This window comes from Kitasatospora sp. NPDC086009 (assembly GCF_044540385.1).
Lineage (GTDB): Bacteria > Actinomycetota > Actinomycetes > Streptomycetales > Streptomycetaceae > Kitasatospora.
Map to the genome: position 1 here is coordinate 26,650 of NZ_JBITSA010000029.1, position 14,565 is coordinate 41,214.

12 protein-coding genes are annotated in these 14,565 nt (G+C 72.8%); 5 read left to right on the plus strand and 7 right to left on the minus strand.

All coding sequences use genetic code 11. From position 1 onward, the window contains the following. Positions 1-7: 7 nt before the first annotated feature. The 4 genes from ACIF6L_RS36540 to ACIF6L_RS36555 all read right to left on the minus strand — a co-directional run bounded on the left by ACIF6L_RS36540 (position 8) and on the right by ACIF6L_RS36555 (position 3,242). Positions 8-88: an Ms5788A family Cys-rich leader peptide gene (locus ACIF6L_RS36540; RefSeq protein ID WP_350517234.1), complete on the minus strand. Its 81-nt coding sequence runs from the start codon at positions 86-88 to the stop codon at positions 8-10. Between the two features lie 303 nt (positions 89-391). Beyond that, the gene (locus ACIF6L_RS36545; protein ID WP_359803844.1) at positions 392-1,108 is read right to left on the minus strand and encodes a DUF2993 domain-containing protein; all 717 of its coding nucleotides are present in this window, start codon (positions 1,106-1,108) and stop codon (positions 392-394) included. Positions 1,109-1,335: 227 nt separating this feature from the next. After that, positions 1,336-2,943 (minus strand): hypothetical protein, encoded by a 1,608-nt coding sequence (locus ACIF6L_RS36550; protein ID WP_396488906.1) that lies wholly within the window; start codon positions 2,941-2,943, stop codon positions 1,336-1,338. A 5-nt stretch (positions 2,944-2,948) separates the two neighbouring features. Continuing rightward, positions 2,949-3,242, minus strand: a complete 294-nt coding sequence (locus ACIF6L_RS36555) for a MoaD/ThiS family protein (RefSeq protein ID WP_359803846.1) — start codon at positions 3,240-3,242, stop codon at positions 2,949-2,951. A gap of 718 nt (positions 3,243-3,960) precedes the next feature. Here ACIF6L_RS36555 and ACIF6L_RS36560 point away from each other — a divergent pair. From ACIF6L_RS36560 to ACIF6L_RS36580, 5 genes are all read left to right on the plus strand, one after another. Beyond that, positions 3,961-4,692 carry a response regulator transcription factor gene (locus ACIF6L_RS36560; protein WP_329489099.1) on the plus strand — a complete coding sequence of 244 codons (732 nt, stop codon included), beginning with the start codon at positions 3,961-3,963 and terminating at the stop codon, positions 4,690-4,692. A 124-nt stretch (positions 4,693-4,816) separates the two neighbouring features. Continuing rightward, the gene (locus ACIF6L_RS36565) at positions 4,817-5,875 is read left to right on the plus strand and encodes a LacI family DNA-binding transcriptional regulator (protein WP_359803847.1); all 1,059 of its coding nucleotides are present in this window, start codon (positions 4,817-4,819) and stop codon (positions 5,873-5,875) included. 106 nt (positions 5,876-5,981) lie between these two features. Continuing rightward, positions 5,982-7,112, plus strand: coding sequence for a S1C family serine protease (locus ACIF6L_RS36570; RefSeq protein WP_396488908.1), 1,131 nt, complete (start codon positions 5,982-5,984; stop codon positions 7,110-7,112). A gap of 116 nt (positions 7,113-7,228) precedes the next feature. Further along, the gene (locus ACIF6L_RS36575; protein WP_329489096.1) at positions 7,229-8,002 is read left to right on the plus strand and encodes a response regulator transcription factor; all 774 of its coding nucleotides are present in this window, start codon (positions 7,229-7,231) and stop codon (positions 8,000-8,002) included. Further along, positions 7,999-9,513 carry a sensor histidine kinase gene (locus tag ACIF6L_RS36580; RefSeq protein ID WP_396488910.1) on the plus strand — a complete coding sequence of 505 codons (1,515 nt, stop codon included), beginning with the start codon at positions 7,999-8,001 and terminating at the stop codon, positions 9,511-9,513. Before ACIF6L_RS36575 ends, ACIF6L_RS36580 begins: the two co-directional genes overlap by 4 nt. Positions 9,514-9,585: 72 nt before the next feature. On the opposite strand, the gene ACIF6L_RS36585 is transcribed toward ACIF6L_RS36580, so the two are convergent. From ACIF6L_RS36585 to ACIF6L_RS36595, 3 genes are all read right to left on the minus strand, one after another. Continuing rightward, positions 9,586-11,379: a bifunctional metallophosphatase/5'-nucleotidase gene (locus ACIF6L_RS36585; RefSeq protein ID WP_396488912.1), complete on the minus strand. Its 1,794-nt coding sequence runs from the start codon at positions 11,377-11,379 to the stop codon at positions 9,586-9,588. Positions 11,380-11,621: 242 nt separating this feature from the next. Beyond that, entirely contained in the window at positions 11,622-12,971 is a 1,350-nt protein-coding gene (locus tag ACIF6L_RS36590; protein ID WP_329489094.1) for an ATP-binding protein, read from the minus strand. Positions 12,972-12,989: 18 nt separating this feature from the next. Further along, complete coding sequence (locus ACIF6L_RS36595) at positions 12,990-14,564, minus strand: SCO6880 family protein (protein WP_396488914.1); 1,575 nt, start codon at positions 14,562-14,564, stop codon at positions 12,990-12,992. Position 14,565 lies beyond the last annotated feature (1 nt).

Here is a 14,565-nt window from a genome sequence, read left to right on the forward strand (position 1 = left end):
CGCCGAGTTAGCGCATTCGACACAGACAGGCGGCCACGCGGCACAGGTCTACCGCCCGCCGCTTCGTGAGGTCCGTCTGTCGCTTCATGCCGACGATGCTAGGGACACGGGGCACCCGCTGTCACCAGCGTATCGAATACTGAGACGAGATGGCTCAGATAACGAGATTTGACCTTTCCATGGTGGGCGGGAACCGGCCAACCGCCGTTCGGGGCATCCAGGGGGGACGGTCGGGGGCGGGAAGCACACCGCTCCACGGTCGGCGCTGGACAGCGCGTCTCGCGGAGCGGAACAGGCGCAAGGGGTACGGGGTACGGGGCATGGCGGTACGGGGCATGGCGGTGCGGGCCGGTGGCGCGGCAGGCGGTGCGGGCCGGCGCTGCGGCCGGCGTCAGCCGATCAGGGTCACGCCGTCGCCTTGGAAGGACAGCTGGAGGCCCTCCTCCTTCGGGGTCACCCCGGACAGCTTCAGCCCGGCCGGGAGCTGGTCGAGGGTGAAACTGACCGGATCCACCTTCTGGTTGGTCAGGCCCGCCACCATCGCGGCCACCCCGCTGAGCTGGAACCCGTCCGTCGTGACGGTGTTGCCCTGGCTGTGCACCGAACCCTCGCCGACCGCGAGCGGGCCCAGCGCCGCCTTGATCCTGCCCGGCCCGCCGTACGACAGGCTCAACCGGGCGTTGGGGGCCACCGGCAGCTTCCCGGCGGCGGGCACCATCTCGGCGGCGGGCGGCAGCAGCTGGGCGAGGTCGGCGTAGGAGATCAGGCCACTGCCGCTGCCCTTGGCCACCGTGGCGCTGCGCAGGCTGTCGCTCACCGCGACGCCGGACAGCCGGGCCTCGAAGGAGTGCAGCGCCACCTGGCGGGTGCCGTCACCGACGGTCAGCCCGTCGGCCGAGATCCGGAGGTCGTCCACCTTCTTCGACAGCAGATCGGTGAGGAACGGGACGTCGCCGATCGACACGTCCGGCCGATGGCTCATCCGGCCGCTCTTCACCAGTTGCTCGGCGACCTCGTCCTCGGCCAGGCCCACGGCGATCCGGTCCGCGCCCACCAGCAGGCCGGAAAGGACCACCAAACCGATCGTCGCCTTCAGCCAACCGCGCATCGCTCTCCCCCGTCGTCGCCCGCCGCTGTCGTCGTACGCGTCGTTCTCTTCGTCGATCTCGTCTTACCGGTCGGTCCGGTCCTACTCGTCGGTCCGGACGGGCGCCACCGGGCCCGCGAGCGCCCCGCCCGGCCGGCCGCCGCGACGGCCGCGCTCGCACGACCGTACGACGCCCGGTTCCGGACCATGGTTCCGGAACCGGGCGTCGCGGGGCGTGCCGCCGGACCTCAGCCCGCCAGCAGCCGGGTGGCGATCCAGATCAGCGGCGAGGCCACCGCCAGCGGCAGGGCCACGCCCGCCGTCATGTGCACGAAGCGGGACGGGAAGTCGTACCCGGCCACCCGGCGGCCGACCAGGGCGCCCAGACCCGCCAGCACGCCCAGCGCCAACGGGGCGCCGACGACCAGGCCGAACACCACGGCCGCCAGCAGTCCGAGCACCGGGCCCAACTGCTTCGGACTGGGCAGCGGCGCCGCGGCCAGCACGGTGGCCAGCGCGACAGCGCCGACCGCCGCCGGCACCCAGTCCGCCAGCAGCAGCGCGGTGCAGAGCACCGTCACCACGCTGGCCGAACCGAGCACGGTGAGCGCGTAGAACCGCTCCTTCGGGTCCGAGGGGCGGAACGTCTGGAGCACCAGGACCAGCAGGAAGAACCCGCCCAGGGTGCCGACGACGGCTGCCGCCCCGCCGTCCGAGTCGGCCAGCAGAACCGCCACGTCGGCGGTGAGACCGGCCAGCACGGCGAGGGCGATGCCCTGACGGGCCGGCCACATGCCGTTCAGCCGGAACCAGCCGGCCGCGGTCAGCACCTGGAGCAGCGCGACGACCAGCGCCAGCGCCGGCTGCCCGATCGCCGCGCCCCCGGCCAGCAGCGCGGCCGCACCGGAGGTGATCAGGGCGGGCTGCAGGCCCGGGTCGATGATCGGCGAACCGGTCCGGACGGGCGCGGCGGAACCGGGCGCGACCGGTCCGGGCACGGCGGTGCCTGGTCGACCCGGCACACCGCCGTGCGGGGCACCGGCGCGGCGGCGGCCGGTGGGGGCACCGGGGCCGTCGGCGGGAGCCGTCGGGCGCTTGAGCGTCATGGTCGGCGGGTCGAGGACGGGCGCCGGGGCCGGGGCGGGGGCCGGGTTCGCGGCCGGGGCCGGCGCGGGCGGCATCACGCCCGACACCACCACCGGTGGGAGCAGCGTCGTCGCCGCGTCGTCCATCGGCGGGACGGGCGGGAGCAGGGCCGTCACCGCGTCGTCGACGGGCGGCTGGGCGTAGGGCTGCTGCCCGAGCGGCGGCTGCCCGTACGGCTGCGGCTGTTGCCCGTACGGCGGTCCGGCCTGCTGCGGTCCGCCCGGCCGGGCCTGCTGACGCTGCTGCCCGTACGGCTGCGGCTGTTGCCCGTACGGCGGTCCGGCCTGCTGCTGTCCGCCCGGCCGGGCCTGCTGACGCTGCTGCCCGTACGGCTGCTGCGGAGGCCGGGGCTGTCCGTACGGCGGAGGCTGCATGGGCTGCTGCTGCCCGTACGGCTGCTGGGTCGGCTGCTGCGCGGGGCCGCCGCCGTACGGCGGCGGCTGCCCGGGAGCACCGGCCGGCGGCCGGCTCCCCGGGTGCTCCGGCTGCCCGGGTGCCCGGCCCGCGGCGGGGTCGGGGGCGGGGGCGGGGGCGGGGGCGTACGGCCGGGCCACCTGCTCCTGCGGCTCCGGCGCGTACCCCTGCTGGGGGGCGTACGGATGCTGGGACTGCGCCTGCGGATGCGGCGGCTGCTGCGGATGCTGTGGCTGCTGCCAGCCGCCCGGGCCGGTGCCCTGCGGGCCGCCGTTCACGTTGTTCGGGTCCGTCACGCCGCTCACCCTCCCGCGAACGGCGGGAGCACCTCGACCGTGCCGCCCTCGGTGAGGGACACCGTCGCGTGGTCACGGCCGCCGACGGGAGAGCCGTCGACCAGGTAGGAGCAGTGTCCGAGCAGCCGGCCGAGCTTCGGCCGGTCGGCGTGCCGCGTCCTGGCCGCCGCGAGTGCCTCCGCCAGGGTCGCCGCCTGGTACGGCTCCTCGGCCAGCCCGGCCTCCGACTTCGCCGCCGCCCAGTAGCGGATCGTCCCGCTCACCCGAGCGGCGCCCGCTGGTTCGGTGGTCGCGCCCATGGCAACCCCTTCTCGTCGTCCTCGCCCGGGCCCGGTGCCCCGGGCGGGTCCCCACCGGCGGCCGAACACCACTCGAAAGAGGTACGCGTACGGTGCCGCCGATACGCGTCCCATGATGGCGTGTCCGCCGACCCGACCGGCAATCGCCCTGGCCGCGCGGGTGCCGGCGCCCGCGCGACGCTGTGGTCAGGCTCACCCCCGGCGTGCCCGAAAAGGCCGAACGGCCGCTTTCGAGCCCTCCCGGCGAGAGAGCAGGTCGGCTATCCTCGACCCCTGAGGGATCCGGGCAGAGTCGCCCCCGGATCCTTTCGTGCTTTCAGGACGCCAGTACGGACGTTCTTGCGATTCGTCGGCCCACCCCCGGCGCGGAGCAGGAACCGCCCCGCCATTCCCGGCACAACGACGTACCGGGACCAGGACGGGGTGTCGGATCCCGGCTCCGGGCCGCCGCCCGGTACGGGACAGACCGGAAGGTTCACGGGATGGGCAGGGCAGAAACGGTGCACCAGGGGTTGCGGGACCTCCGACGCACGCCTCGTTCTGCCGTGCACGCCGGTGAATCCTCCGGTGGACGCCTGGCCTCCTCCCCCACCTCCCTCGCGTCGCCCGCCGCCGCCCCACCCGGGGCCCGCGCGCGACACCTCCTCGCACGTGCGCCAACCGGCTGTGGCGGCAGCCGTCACGCGACCGCGACGACCCGGAAAGGGGACTACCGGGTATGAGTTCTCTGCTCCTCCTCACCAACGCGCTGCAACCCTCCGCGGAGGTACTGCCGGCCCTCGGCCTGCTGCTCCACAACGTCCGGGTGGCGCCCGCCGAGGGCTCCGCCCTGGTGGACACCCCCAGCGCGGACGTCATCCTGGTCGACGGCCGGCGGGACCTGCCGCAGATCCGCAGCCTCTGCCAGCTGCTCCGCTCCACCGGCATCGGCTCACCGCTGATCCTGGTGGTCACCGAGGGCGGCCTGGCCGCCGTCACCGCGGAGTGGGGCATCGACGACGTCCTGCTGGACACCGCCGGCCCCGCCGAGGTGGAGGCCCGGCTGCGGCTCGCCCTCGGCCGCCTCCAGGTGACCACCGACGACAGCCCGATGGAGATCCGCAACGGCGACCTCTCGGTCGACGAGGCCACCTACTCCGCCAAGCTCAAGGGCCGGGTGCTCGACCTCACCTTCAAGGAGTTCGAGCTGCTCAAGTACCTCGCGCAGCACCCCGGCCGGGTCTTCACCCGGGCGCAGCTGCTCCAGGAGGTCTGGGGCTACGACTACTTCGGCGGCACCCGGACGGTCGACGTCCACGTCCGGCGCCTGCGGGCCAAGCTCGGCGTCGAGAACGAGCAGCTGATCGGCACCGTGCGCAACGTCGGCTACCGCTTCGTCGTCCCGGAGAAGCCGGACAAGGGCGAACGGCCGGACCTCGCGCAGCGCTCCTCGGCCTCGCTGGAGGCCTGACCGTCGGCCGGGCGGCCGACCGCCGCCCGGCCTGTCCGGATTCGCCCCGCGCTGTCCTGCCGGCATCCGCCGGGCAGCCGAGGTACCACTGCCCGGGCGGACGCCACACGCGTAGACTCCTCCCGTGGCCAAAGTGACGCGCGACGATGTAGCCCGACTGGCTGGTACCTCGACCGCGGTCGTCAGCTACGTCATCAACAACGGGCCGCGCCCGGTCGCGCCCGCGACCAAGGAGAAGGTGCTCGCGGCGATCGAGCAGCTCGGCTACCGGCCGAACAGCGTCGCCCAGGCGATGGCCTCCCGCCGCACCAACCTGATCGGCATGGTCGTCCCCGACGCCCGCCAGCCGTTCTTCGCCGAGATGGCGCACGCCGTGGAACGCGCCGCCTCCGAGCGCGGCAAGCTCGTCCTGATCGGCAACTCCGACTACGTGGACGACCGCGAGGTGCACTACGTCCGCGCCTTCCTCGGCATGCGGGTCTCCGGCCTGATCCTGGTCAGCCAGGGCCCCTCGCAGCGGGCGGCCGAGGAGTTCGCCGCGATGGAGGGCGCCAAGGTGGTGCTCCTGCACCGCCGGCCCGAGGCGATCGACGACGTCGCGGTGGTCACCGACGACGTGGCCGGCGCCGAGGCCGTCGTCCGCCACCTGCTGGAGGAGCACGGGCACCCGTACGTGGCCTGCTTCGGCGGCCCGGTCGAGTCCCCCGCCCCCGGCGACCCGGTCATCGACCACGTCGAGGGCTGGCAGCGCGCCATGGACGCCCACGGCCTGCCCACCGAACCGCACCTGATCGACGCGCCCTTCCACCGCTACGGCGCCTACGAGGTCGCGCTCGGCCTGCTGGGCTCGGCCGAGCGGCCGCCCGCCGTCTTCTGTTCCACCGACGACCAGGCGATCGGCGTGCTGCGGGCCGCCCGCGAGCTCGGCCTGCGGGTCCCGGAGGACCTCGCGGTGGCCGGCTTCGACGACGTGCCCGAGGCCGCCTTCGCCGACCCGCCGCTGACCACCGTCGCCTCCGACCGCGACGCGATGGCCCGGGCCGCGGTGGACCTCGTCCTCGACGACTCGCTGATGGTGCCCGGCTCGGACACCGAGCGGGTCCGGAAGTTCCCGTCGCGCCTGGTCATCCGCCGTTCCTGCGGCTGCCGGCCGAGCGCGCCGCAGGAGACTCGGCCGTCCTAGCGGCGGTCCCGGCCTGACCAGGCTTTATGAGAAGTCAACGGGCTTCTCGGGGGCTTCTGACCCCGTTCTCATCGGATCCTCATCCGGCGGGCGGACGTTGGTCGGCATGAGCGATCAGCAGCACGGCAGCGAGCAGTACGACCCGTACCGGGCCCCGCACCCCGCTGAGGGACAGCTCGTCCAGGGCACCGTCCTCGACAGCACGACCACCGGGTACCCGGCCGCCGGCAACCCCTCGGTCGGCACCCCGCCCCCTCCCCCGCCCGCGGCCCCGCCGATGCCGCCGGCGCCCCCGGCCGCCGACGGACCGACGTCCCACGGCGGGCACGGCGGCCGCGGCAGGCGCGGCCTCCTGCGCGGCCGGGTCGCGCTGGTCACCGCCGTCGCGGCGGTCGCCGCCGTCCTCGGCGGGGTGACCGGCGGTGTGGTCGCCGCCCAGGAACACGGCTCGGCCACCCGGACCGGCACCATCGCCAGCCCGGTCTCCGCCCGCTCGGACGGCAGCGCCGACGTCGCCGCGATCGCCTCGGCCGTCTCGCCGAGCGTCGTCCAGATCACCGTGAAGACCGCGAACGGCACCGCCACCGGCACCGGCGTGGTGCTCGACAAGGACGGCCGGATCCTCACCAACTACCACGTCGTCTCCGGCGCCTCCGACGGCGGCCAGGTCACCGTCACCTTCAAGGACGGCTCCACCGCCAAGGCCACCGTCACCGGCACCGACAAGTCCCTGGACGCCGCCGTGATCACCGCGAGCGGCGCCAAGGACCTCAGCCCCGCCACCCTCGGCGACTCCTCCACCGTCGGGGTCGGTGACGCGGTCGTCGCCATCGGCAACCCGGAGGGCCTCACCGGCACCGTCACCTCCGGCATCATCAGCGCCGAGAACCGCGAGGTCACCGTCCAGGTCGACGAGGGCACCACCAGCGGCAACGGCGGCTTCGGCTTCCCGAACCTGCCCGGTCTGCGCGGCAGCACCCCGCAGCAGAACAGTGGTGAGACCGCGACCTACAAGGCCTTCCAGACCGACGCCGCGCTCAACCCCGGCAACTCCGGCGGCCCGCTGATCAACGCGAACGGCCAGGTCATCGGCATCAACTCGGCGATGTACTCGGCCGGCGGCTCCAGCTCCACGGCCGGCGGCGGCACCGCCGGCAGCGTCGGCCTCGGGTTCGCCATCCCGATCAACGACATCAAGCGGGTGCTGCCCGAGCTGCAGGCCGGGCAGAACATCTAGACGGACAATTACTCCGAGCAGGTCACCGCAGCACCCCAGCAGCACCCCAGCAGCACTCCAGCAGGCTCCCGACAGGCTCTCCGCCGACGAGAGACGACGAGAAAGGGCAACCGCCCATGACCCCGGCCGCCGACGACCGCACCCCCGCCGAGCCCGGACCGGCCTCCGCCCGGCTCCTCGTGGTCGACGACGAACCCGCCCTCCGGGACGCCCTGGAGAGCAGCCTCGCCTTCGAGGGCTACGAGGTCGCCACCGCCACCGACGGCTACGAGGCGCTGGAGACCGTCGAACGGGAGAAGCCCGACCTCGTCCTGCTGGACATCATGATGCCCCGGATGGACGGCCTCACCGCCGTCCGCCGGATGCGCTCGCGCGGCGACACCGTCCCGGTCCTGATGCTCACCGCCCGCGACGCCGTCGGCGACCGGGTCACCGGCCTGGACGTCGGCGCCGACGACTACCTCGCCAAGCCCTTCGAACTCGACGAACTGCTCGCCCGGGTCCGCGCCCTGCTCCGCCGCAACGCCCTCGCCACCGAGGCCGCCGCCCGCGCCGCGGCCGTCGAGGACGACAGCGAGGTCCTGGCCTTCGCCGACCTCCGGATGAACACCGCCACCCGCGAGGTCACCCGGGCCGGCAGGCCGGTCGAGCTGACCCGCACCGAGTTCATGCTGCTGGAGATGTTCCTCTCGCACCCCCGCCAGGTGCTCACCCGCGAGCAGATCCTCAAGGCGGTCTGGGGCTTCGACTTCGAGCCCTCCTCCAACTCCCTGGACGTCTACGTGATGTACCTGCGCCGCAAGACCGAGCAGGGCGGCATGCCCCGGATCATCCAGACCGTACGCGGCGTCGGCTACGCCCTCCGCCCGGCCGCCGGCACCACGGCGTGAGCGACACCGCCACCCCGCCCCCGCCCCTGCTACCGCCCCGCGTCCACCGCCGGCAGCGGCTCGCCCACTGGTACCGCGCCCAGTCCCTGCGCAGCCGGCTCACCTTCCTGACGGCGGCGGCGGTGGCGGTGGCGATCGCCCTGTCGGCGCTGGCCTGCTGGTTCATCGTGGAGAAGCAGCTGTACGGGCAGGTGCGCAACGACCTGCGCAGCGTCCAACTACCGAAGGTCCGGCTCCCGGCGTACTGCCCCACCACTCCGGAAGAGGCTCTCAAGCAGGCCGCCCTGCCCTTCCCGCGCAACGGCGGCTCGCAGCAGGACCCGCCCAACTTCGCGTTCCGGGACACCCAGCTCGTCATGACCGACCCGGCCGGGGTCTGCCTGCCGCTCGGTGCCACCAGGGCAATCGCCCTCCAGCCGGACGATGCCAAGGTCCTCCAACTGCCGCCGAACCAGTCGATCTTCCGCAGCGGCCACTACACCAACGGCGCTCCCGCCCTGGTCCGGGTGTTCTGGGTCGGCACCGACAGGCCCGACGGACCACCCGTCCTGGTCATGATCGCCGCACCCACCGAACCGGTCGAGGAGTCCCTGCAGAACCTCGCGCTGATCCTCGGGGGCGTGGCCCTCGGCGGCATCATCCTCGCCGGGGTCGCCGGCCGGTTCGTGGCCCGCTCGGCGCTCAAGCCCGTCGACCGGCTCACCGACGTGGTCGAGCACATCGCCCGCACCGAGGAGGTCGGCAGCACGATCCCCGTGCACGGCAGCGACGAGATCGCCCGGCTCTCCGCCTCGTTCAACTCGATGAGCACCGCGCTCGCCAACTCCCGCGACCGCCAGACGCGGCTGATCGCCGACGCCGGGCACGAGCTCCGCACCCCGCTCACCTCACTGCGCACCAACGTCGACCTGATGATCCGCAGCGACGACACCGGCCGTCCGCTGCCCGCCGCGACCAGGACCAAGCTGCTCGGCAACATGAAGGCGCAGATGCAGGAGCTCACCGTCCTGATCGGCGACCTGCTCCAGCTCTCCCGCCCCGACACGCCGAAACCGGGCCGCATCCTGGCGGTGGTCGCCCTGCACGAGATCGCCGACCGGGCCGTCGCCCGGGCGAAGCTGCGCGGTCCGGGGCTGGTCTTCGAGACCGACGTCGAGCCGTGGTTCGTCCAGGGCGACGCCGCCGCGCTGGAGCGCGCCGTGATCAACCTGCTGGACAACGCGGTCAAGTACAGCCCGCCCGGTGCCGCGATCGACGTCCGGCTCCACCAGGGCGTGCTGACCGTCCGGGACCACGGCCCCGGGATCCCGTCGGACGAGCTGCCGTACGTCTTCGACCGCTTCTGGCGCTCGCCGTCCTCGCGCCAGCTCCCCGGGTCCGGTCTGGGGCTGTCGATCGTCGCGCAGAGCGTGCGGGAGGCGGGCGGCGAGGTGTCGCTCGGCCCGGCGCACGACGGGGGCCCGGGCGCCCTGGCCACCGTCCGGCTGCCGGGCGGCCCCTCGGCCGGCTAGCGGCCGGGCCCGGACGGACGGAACGGGCGGGGCGCCCCGACAGCGCCCCGCCCGTTCCTCCGCCGGCTCCGGTCAGTCGTTGTCGACGCCCGGGCCGATGACCTTGATGCGGTCCTGCGCCGGCGCCTTCAGCGGCGCGGCCGCCGAGCTGTTGGCACCGAGGTAGGCGGCGAAGACGTCCAGGTCGGAGGCGCCGACCAGCTTGTCGGTGCCGGCCGCGAAGGCCGGGAAGCCGTCGCCGCCGCCGGCCAGGAACTCGTTGGCCGCGACACGGTACTTGGCGGCCGGGTCGATCGCCGCACCGTTCAGCCGGATCGAGTCCACGAGCACCCGGTCCGCACCGGCCTTGCGCATGTCCAGGGTGTAGGTCAGGCCCTTGGAGGACTGCAGGACCTTCGGCGAGGCCGCGTTGGCACCGCTCACCTGCTGCTGGAGCAGCTGGACCAGCTGGGCGCCGGTCAGCGTCTTGACCTGCATCATGTTGGTGAACGGCTGGACGGTGAACGCCTCGCCGTAGGTCACCACGCCGTCGCCCTCGGCCCCACTCGCCTTGTAGACCAGGTCCGAGCGGATGCCGCCGGGGTTCATGAAGGCGAGCTGCGCCCCGCCCTTGTCGGCGGGCGCCAGACCGGCCAGCTGGGCGTCGGCGATCACGTCACCGAGCGGCTTCTCCAGGTCGCTGTTGCCGCGGCCGTTGATGTCCGAGGCGATGTAGCCCAGCGGACGGTTGGCGATCGGCGCGGCCAGCTTGGAGTAGTGGTCGATCAGCGCCGTCATGTCCGGGGCCTTCTCGACCGTGCGGCGCACGATGTGGTTCTCGGCCTTGACCGAGGGGCGCACGATGGTGCCCGTGGTCTTGTCGAGCTTCAGGTCGATCTCGGTGTAGAGCCGGCCGAAGGAGGCGGCGCTGGTCACCGAGCGCGGCACGCCCTGCGGGTCGGGGATGGTGCAGGCGTAGGCGTTGTGGGTGTGACCGGTGACGATGGCGCCGATCGCCGGGTCCAGGTTCTTGGCGATGTCGACGATCGGGCCGGAGATGCCCTCGCCGGCGGCGCCGCAGTCGTAGTTGTAGGTGCTGCTGGCCGGCAGCCCGCCCTCGTGGATCAGGGCGACGATCGAGTTCACGCCCTGCTTCTTCAGCTCGGCCGCGTACTTGTTGATCGTGTCGACCTCGTCGCCGAACTTCAGGCCCTTGACGCCCTCGGCGGTGACGATGTTCGGCGTGCCCTCCAGGGTCGCGCCGATGAAGCCGACCTTGACGCCCTGCGACCTGGTCACCCAGTACGGGGCCAGGATCGGCTTGCCGGTCTTCTCGTTGGTGACGTTGGCGGCCAGGTAGTTGAAGTTGGCGCCCTTGAACTTGCGCCCCTCCTCGTAGCAGCCGTCCACCGGGTGGCAGCCGCCGTCCTGGAGGCGGATGAGCTCCTTGGAGCCCTCGTCGAACTCGTGGTTGCCGACCGCCGTGACGTCCAGGCCGAGCTTGTCCATCGCCTCGATGGTCGGCTCGTCGTGGAAGAGCGCCGAGGTCAGCGGGGAGGCTCCGACGATGTCACCGGCGGCGACGGTGATCGAGTCGTCCGCCGGGATCCGGGCCTGGCGCAGCGCGGTGGCCAGGTACTCGATGCCGCCGGCCGGGGTGTTGACCGGCTGGCCGGTCGCCGGGTCGATCTCCCGGATGGTGCCGGACGAACCGGCCGGGGGCTCCAGGTTGCCGTGGAAATCGTTGATCGCCAGCAGCTGGAGGTTGACGGTCTTGTGACGCTTGGCGTCCGCGGCCTGGGCGGCGGTCGGCATGGCCACGGTGCCGACGAGGCCGGCCGCGGCGACGGCGGCCAGAACGGCACGTCGGGATCTGACGGTGAGCATGAAGGTCCCCTGCACCTTGAGAGAGCGCCCGGCGGTCGACATGCGTGGACGGGCGACGGGAGGCGTTGCGCCAGTGCAGCCTAGAGTCAACGCGCGTAGCTGTCAGGACCCTGGACGTAACGACAGGGTTACCTGCTGACGAACCGTCGCCGCACGGCGGGCCGCCGGCCGGGCGCGCCGAAGCGGCCCGGAGCCGGACCGGACTGACACGGCGGGGGCTCCGGCGCACGCCGGAGCGGGGTTCAGAGACCTGGTTCGGACGCCAACTGGCGCTCTGCACGGGTCCGCTCGGCGACCGTGTCCTCCGTCATCGCGCGGTCGGTGTAGACCAATGGCCGCTCTGCCTCGGTGATGATGTGCTTCACCACCTGGACGTTGCCGTTGACGTCCCAGACCGCGATGCCGGGCGAGAGTGTGGGGATGATCTCAACCGCCCAGCGCGGCAGACCCAGCACCCGGCCGGTGGCTCTCGCCTCCTCGGCCTTCTGCATGTAGATCGTCCGGGTGGAGGCCATCTTGAGGATCGCCGAGGCCTCCTTGGCGGCCGCGCCGTCCACCACGTCGGACAGGTGGTGCACCACCGCCACGAAGGAGAGACCGAGCCGGCGCCCGAACTTCAGCAGACGCTGGAACAGCTGGGCGACGAAGGGGCTGTTGATGATGTGCCAGGCCTCTTCCACCAGGAAGATCCGCTTGCGCCGGTCCGGCCTGATCCAGGTGTGCTCCAGCCAGACGCCGACGATCGCCATCAGGATCGGCATCGCGATCGAGTTCCGGTCGATGTGCGACAGGTCGAACACGATCAGCGGCGCGTCCAGGTCGATGCCGTCGGTGGTCGGCCCGTCGAACATGCCGCGCAGGTCACCGTCGACCAGCCGGTCCAGCACCAGGGCCACGTCCAGGCCCCAGGACTGCACCTCGTCCACCCCGACCCCGAGCGACTCCACCGAGGCCAGCTCGGGACTGCGCAGGGTGTCGATGATGTCGTCCAGCACCGGCTGCCGGTCGGTCACCGAGGCGATCACATGGGCGTGCGCCGCCTTCAGCGCGAACCCCGCCCGCTCCTCCAGCCCGCGCCCCATCGCCACCTCGACGATGGTGCGCAGCAGCGACAGCTGGCCGGTCTGGGTGATCGCCGGGTCCAGCGGGTTGAGCTTCACCCCGCCGTCCCGGGCCGCCATCGGGTCGAGCCGGATCGACTTTATGCCCAGCGCGTTGGCGATCAGGTTCCACTCGCCGACGCCGTCCTCGCCCTGCGCGTCCAGCACCACCACCTGCCGGTCGCGGAACCGCAGCTGGCGCAGCACGTACGTCTTCTCCAGCGCGGACTTGCCGTTGCCCGACTCCCCGAGCACCAGCCAGTGCGGAGCCGGCAGCTGCTGCCCGTACAGCTGGAAGGGGTCGTAGACGTAGCCCTTGCCGCTGTACACCTCGCGGCCGATGATCACGCCGGAGTCACCCAGCCCCGGCGCGGCGGTGGGCAGGTAGACCGCCTGCGCCTGGCCGGTGGAGGTGCGCACCGGCAGCCGGGTGGTCTCCACCTTGCCGAACATCAGGCTGGTGAACGCGTCGGTGAGGTTGCCGATCGCCATGCGGGGCCTCCAGGTGGATCAGCGGCGGATGCCGGTGGCGAACGGCAGGGTGTTGACGAACGCCCGGTGGTGCTCGCGGTCGCACCACTCCAGCTTGAGGTAGCTCTTGCCGGCCGAGGCACGGATGGTCCGCTTGTCGCGGGCCAGCGCCTCCGGGTTGCGCGAGGAGACGGTGATGTAGCCGACCAGGTTGACCCCGGCCGCGCCGGAGGCCAGGTCGTCACCGCGCTGGTCGACCCGGCCGGTGTGGGCCAGGTCGCGCGGGTCGACCGTCCGGTTCATCTTCGCGGCGCGGCTCGCCTCCGCCTCGTCGTTGGTCTTCTCGGTGAGCATCCGCTCGATCGCGACGTCGGTGGGCTCCAGGTCCATCGTCACCGCGACCGTCCGGATCACGTCCGGGGTGTGCACCAGCAGCGGAGCCAGGAAGTTGACGCCCACCGGGGTCAGCGGCCACTCCTTGATCCACGCGGTGGCGTGGCACCAGGGCGCGCGGGTCGCCGACTCGCGGGTCTTCGCCTCCAGGTACTGCGGGTTCGTCGCGTCCAGCTCGGCCGGCCAGGCGTTGCGCCGGGACATCGCCTGGATGTGGTCGATCGGGTGGTCCGGGTCGTACATCGAGTGCAGCAGCGAGGAGAGCCGCGCCTGCCCGAGCGGCTGGCGCACCCGGATGTCGGCCTCCGCCAGCCGGGCGCAGATGTCCGTCAGCTCACGGGCCATCACCGCGGCCAGGCCCTCGTCGTCCCGGGCCCGCCGCCCGGTCGCCGTCCGGCCCATCGCGTGCGCCTCGGCAGCCAGGTCACGGGTGTAGTGCATGCAGGCCACCAGGTACGCCCGGTGCTGCTCGGAGGAGGTCGACACCATCGACTGCAGCTGGTCGTACGAATCCTTCAGCCAGCCCGGCGCGTTGTGGTCGCCGCGCCGCTCCACGTCCTTGGCGTGCGCGTCCGGGTCCGCCGGCAGCGTACGGGCCAGGATCTGCAGCCGCGTCACGAAGCCGTCGCCGTTGGCGACGTGCTTCAGCAGCGTGCCGAACCGGTCGACCAGGGCCTCCTGGTCCTCCGAGTCGCGCAGGCCGACGCCCGGGCCCTCGATCTCGATCGCGGCCGTCACCGTCCGCCGCTCCAGGTGCATCAGCACCCCGACCTCGTCCGGCCCGAACGGCGCGGCCAGCCAGCGCAACCGCCCCACCCCGGGCGGCGGGCCGACCTCGACCTCCCGCCCGTCCATCCGGGTCCCGGCGTCCATCACGTCCGACTTCCACACCGCCCGGCCGCTGCGGACCGTCCGGCGGTAGGTGCGGTTGATCTCCACCCACTTGTAGAACGTCCGGCGCCGGTACGGCACGTACACCGCCGCGATCGCCAGCAGGGGCAGACCGACCAGACCCGCGATGCGCAGCGGCAGGATCGGCATCAGCAGACCCCAGAGCATGCCGAGGAACGCCCCGAAGATGATCAGGACGATCTCGCCGGACTCCCGGTTGCGGCCGATCGGCGCGTTCGGGCGGGCCTTGCCGATCAGGTAGGTGCGGCGCTGGTGCACGTACGGCTGGGCGTACTGGGCGCCGTACTGGCCGAGCGGTTCGCTGCTCACT

Excerpts from the sequence above, each read along its gene's own strand:
- ACIF6L_RS36570 (WP_396488908.1), top strand. The coding sequence starts at position 5,982 with ATGAGCGATCAGCAGCACGGCAGCGAGCAGTACGACCCGTACCGGGCC.
- ACIF6L_RS36545 (WP_359803844.1), bottom strand. The coding sequence starts at position 1,108 with ATGCGCGGTTGGCTGAAGGCGACGATCGGTTTGGTGGTCCTTTCCGGC.
- ACIF6L_RS36585 (WP_396488912.1), bottom strand. The coding sequence starts at position 11,379 with ATGCTCACCGTCAGATCCCGACGTGCCGTTCTGGCCGCCGTCGCCGCG.
- ACIF6L_RS36540 (WP_350517234.1), bottom strand. The coding sequence starts at position 88 with ATGAAGCGACAGACGGACCTCACGAAGCGGCGGGCGGTAGACCTGTGC.
- ACIF6L_RS36555 (WP_359803846.1), bottom strand. The coding sequence starts at position 3,242 with ATGGGCGCGACCACCGAACCAGCGGGCGCCGCTCGGGTGAGCGGGACG.
- ACIF6L_RS36575 (WP_329489096.1), top strand. The coding sequence starts at position 7,229 with ATGACCCCGGCCGCCGACGACCGCACCCCCGCCGAGCCCGGACCGGCC.
- ACIF6L_RS36590 (WP_329489094.1), bottom strand. The coding sequence starts at position 12,971 with ATGGCGATCGGCAACCTCACCGACGCGTTCACCAGCCTGATGTTCGGC.
- ACIF6L_RS36560 (WP_329489099.1), top strand. The coding sequence starts at position 3,961 with ATGAGTTCTCTGCTCCTCCTCACCAACGCGCTGCAACCCTCCGCGGAG.